The sequence below is a fragment of the Paracraurococcus lichenis genome (assembly GCF_030657435.1).
In the GTDB taxonomy this organism is placed as follows: Bacteria; Pseudomonadota; Alphaproteobacteria; order Acetobacterales; family Acetobacteraceae; genus Paracraurococcus; species Paracraurococcus lichenis.
The window spans coordinates 1-2,996 of the sequence record NZ_JAUTWS010000231.1; the positions used below are offsets into that span (position 1 = coordinate 1).

Annotated in this window: 5 protein-coding genes; 1 reads left to right on the forward strand and 4 read right to left on the reverse strand. The window is 67.9% G+C overall.

All coding sequences use genetic code 11. The features are described from left to right. Positions 1 to 181: 181 nt before the first annotated feature. The 4 genes from Q7A36_RS39150 to Q7A36_RS39165 form a co-directional block, all read right to left on the reverse strand. Positions 182 to 607 carry a cupin domain-containing protein gene (locus Q7A36_RS39150; protein ID WP_305109201.1) on the reverse strand — a complete coding sequence of 142 codons (426 nt, stop codon included), beginning with the start codon at positions 605 to 607 and terminating at the stop codon, positions 182 to 184. A gap of 96 nt (positions 608 to 703) precedes the next feature. Further along, positions 704 to 1,393 carry a potassium channel family protein gene (locus Q7A36_RS39155; protein WP_305109202.1) on the reverse strand — a complete coding sequence of 230 codons (690 nt, stop codon included), beginning with the start codon at positions 1,391 to 1,393 and terminating at the stop codon, positions 704 to 706. 179 nt (positions 1,394 to 1,572) lie between these two features. Continuing rightward, entirely contained in the window at positions 1,573 to 1,941 is a 369-nt protein-coding gene (locus Q7A36_RS39160) for a hypothetical protein (RefSeq protein ID WP_305109203.1), read from the reverse strand. Positions 1,942 to 1,946: 5 nt separating this feature from the next. Beyond that, positions 1,947 to 2,174, reverse strand: coding sequence for a hypothetical protein (locus Q7A36_RS39165; protein WP_305109204.1), 228 nt, complete (start codon positions 2,172 to 2,174; stop codon positions 1,947 to 1,949). 526 nt (positions 2,175 to 2,700) lie between these two features. Between Q7A36_RS39165 and Q7A36_RS39170 the strand changes: the two genes are divergently transcribed. After that, the coding region (locus Q7A36_RS39170) for a hypothetical protein (protein ID WP_305109205.1) at positions 2,701 to 2,996 on the forward strand (296 nt) is incomplete at its 3' end.

Genomic DNA, 2,996 nt, shown 5'->3' on the forward strand with positions numbered 1-2,996 from the left:
GTCAGCGCCTGGCACAACCCAGTGAATCCCAGGGGCGTCGATCCGCCCAGGCTGCATGACATTCACCGCGATCCCGTGCCGCCCGAAGTCCCGCGCCCCCATGCAGCGTCGGCTTGCGGCGGCTGCGAAGAGCCCCTCACGGACAGTGAAGCGGCACCGACGGGCCGCGTCCGCGGGATCCTTATGCCTTCGGGGTGACCGCCACTGATTGGTAGTGCGCCTCGTGCACTGGCTCCATCCAGCTGTTGTTGTCTGGGCCTTCGATCTCAAGGAAGGAGATGTGGGAGAACAGATGCCCCACCACCGCGCCGTGCCAATGCACCAAGCCCGGCGGCACCTCGACGACATCGCCCGCGTGCAGGATTTGTGGCGCCTTGCCGCGCACCTCCACCATCCCGGTCCCCGAGGTGCACACCAGCACCTGCCGAGTCTTGTGCGTGTGCCAATTGGTGCGCGCGCCTGGTGCGAAGGTCACTAGCGTAGCGCTGGTGCGCGAGGCGTCTGTCGGCGCGGCGTAAGCGTCCTGCAGCACGGTCCCGGTGAAGTTCTCGGCCGGCGCGGTCTTGGTAACCCGCGCAGCGGCTGGGCGGATCGTCACGTCATCCATAATGCGTCTCCTTGCGGACGCTCGTGGTCCGCCTTGGTTGCCTTGGCTAAGCGTAGCGGAGCTTCGTGGAGGTTGGAAAGGCGCCGGCCCGCCGTGTCATTGCGCCCACTGCACAGACTTCGCCAAGCTCGGCGCGCATCTGCTGGCGTGTCCGCGCGGCAGCCCACCTTGCCTCGAAAGCTTCACCGCCCCGTAGCATCGCCTTTGCCTTCCCTCCACGTGGCGGCAGAGCAGCGTTGTGGCAAGCGGCGGCGTGCCGGCTCGGGCATCAAGCCGGATCACATGGGATTCACGACGAGAAAAGAGCTGGTACAGGACGGGCAGGTAGCCAATCACCACCGCGATCAGACCGAAGCCGGTTCCTGCCTCGACCACGCCGAGCAGACGCGAGGCGCTGGTGTGCGGCACCACGTCGCCGTAGCCGAGCGTGAAGAAGGTTGCCCCGCTCATGTACATCTGCTCGCCGAGGGACACCCCTCGAATGTCATCTCGTACTTGCAGTGCCCATTGCAGCAGGCCGAAGCCGAGGATCAGGACGGCCGACCACAGCACGAAGAGCAGCACCAGGGAGAGCGGCCCGTGGGCAGCGAGCCACGCCTCCAGGCTCCGGCTCGGCGGCCTGTGACGCGCGGGGGCGGACCACACCGCCCAGGTCGCCTTAACGTAGAGGCGCACCAGGCGCACGCGGCGGTAGACGCGTCGGGGCAGAAGCATGACCTCGAAGGCGTCCTGCAGGGCGAGCACGATCAGAATGACCCCGAGGAGGGCGGTGAGCAGGACCGACATGAAGGATCAACACGCGATGGCGTCGGCGGTCGCTGCGATGTTCGGCCGTGGGCCCGGAGCGCGTGGGAGTTGCAACCGGCCCCTCAGCTACTGGCTCGCCCCACACGCCTGGTCGCGGAGCTTGCGGCACGGCGCGTCTTCAGAAAGAGCGACGGGCAGGGCTGATCGGCTTGAGTGCGTTACGCCGTCCCATCCCCGTCGGACGGGTCGAGCCCGAGTTCGCGCCGGAGGTGGCCGAAGCGCGCCGGGTCCATGGCGCGGCGGTCCTGCAGCAGTGCTCGCAGCGCATCCAGCCCGGCTGGGGTGAAGTAGGCGCGCGTGCCGAGGATGTTGGGTGCCTTGGACGACACCTCCACCAGCCCGCGGGCGATCAGGCCCCCCATGGCCTTCGGCACCTTGGGCTGGCCGGCCTTGGGGCCCGTGCGCCAGCAGCGCAGGAAGAAGCCCTCGGTAAGCGAGGGGTCCTGGCCGAAGCGCTGGCAGAACTCGCGCCGGATCAGGTCGCGCTCGGTCGTGGAGAGATCGAGGTGGTCGGGTGATTGCGTCATCGTACCTAGGTTGGCGCCGGGCGGCGCGGATCGCCAGCCTTGACCGCGCTCCCCGGGCCGAGCGTGTCGGCCTCGGACAGGGCGGCTAGTCGGCGTTCCAGGGCCGCTAGCTGAGCGGCGAAGTCTGCCTCCTCGGCAGCCATCGCCGCGCCCCCGGCGGCGTCAAGCCGGTCGAGCAGCAGTTCCAGCAGCAGGTCGCGCCCGCTGAGCGGTGCCTCGCCCATCTCTGACATGGAACCCCTCCCGCAGGATCCGACGCAGTGTGCGGCCGTCCTGGCCGACACGGGTGCACCCCCGCGCGGCCGGAACACGGCGGGACCACGCCGGTTGCGGGGACGCCTGAACCGTCCGGCCAACCTGTCCTGGCTTCGGTGCCGGCTGCCCTCGCGCGGAACGTGGAAAGGGGGAGAACGGCTGCGGCGGACCACCGGTCGGGGAAAGTGGTGGGGCCGTGCAATCGAGTAGTCCCTTGCCTCCAGTATCCACCGATAAGCTGAAGTGGTAACCGGAAGTAAAACTGCTCCTCTTACCGTCCTCTCATGTGCATTCGAGTGAATACAGTTCCACAGTTGAGCGCTGCGGTCCGCTTCGCAACCGGAGTAAAGTACAAATTGATGGCGCATCATAGCTTAATGCACCCCACTCAGTACCGAATAGTATTATGCCTATGCTTCGCCAGAAGCAGCGAAGCGGGCCGAGCTGGAGGCGGCAACCTCCCACCCGGCCCTGACCACCACCCCGCTTTGGAGGAGCAGGACAGTGGCTTTCTTCCCCATAGACCAGTCCAGCCGCGACCGTCTCGCCGCGCTGCCGGGCGTGACGATCATCGACCATCCCTCGCCGCACCACCCGGACGACGTCGCGCTCGTCCTGGCCGGGCTCCGCTGCTGCGAGGTCTTCGCCGACGGCGCGGCGTTCCGGGCGGCGTACCACCTGCGCTACGGCGAGTGGCTGCCGCTCGCCGAGGCGGTGGGCGAGGATGCGGCCTTCGCCGCCGTATTCGCTTTTCTCACTCTGGTCGCGGCCGTGCGGCAGCACTACGCAGCCGAGCATGA

Excerpts from the sequence above, each read along its gene's own strand:
- Q7A36_RS39150 (WP_305109201.1), bottom strand. The coding sequence starts at position 607 with ATGGATGACGTGACGATCCGCCCAGCCGCTGCGCGGGTTACCAAGACC.
- Q7A36_RS39155 (WP_305109202.1), bottom strand. The coding sequence starts at position 1,393 with ATGTCGGTCCTGCTCACCGCCCTCCTCGGGGTCATTCTGATCGTGCTC.
- Q7A36_RS39160 (WP_305109203.1), bottom strand. The coding sequence starts at position 1,941 with ATGACGCAATCACCCGACCACCTCGATCTCTCCACGACCGAGCGCGAC.
- Q7A36_RS39165 (WP_305109204.1), bottom strand. The coding sequence starts at position 2,174 with ATGTCAGAGATGGGCGAGGCACCGCTCAGCGGGCGCGACCTGCTGCTG.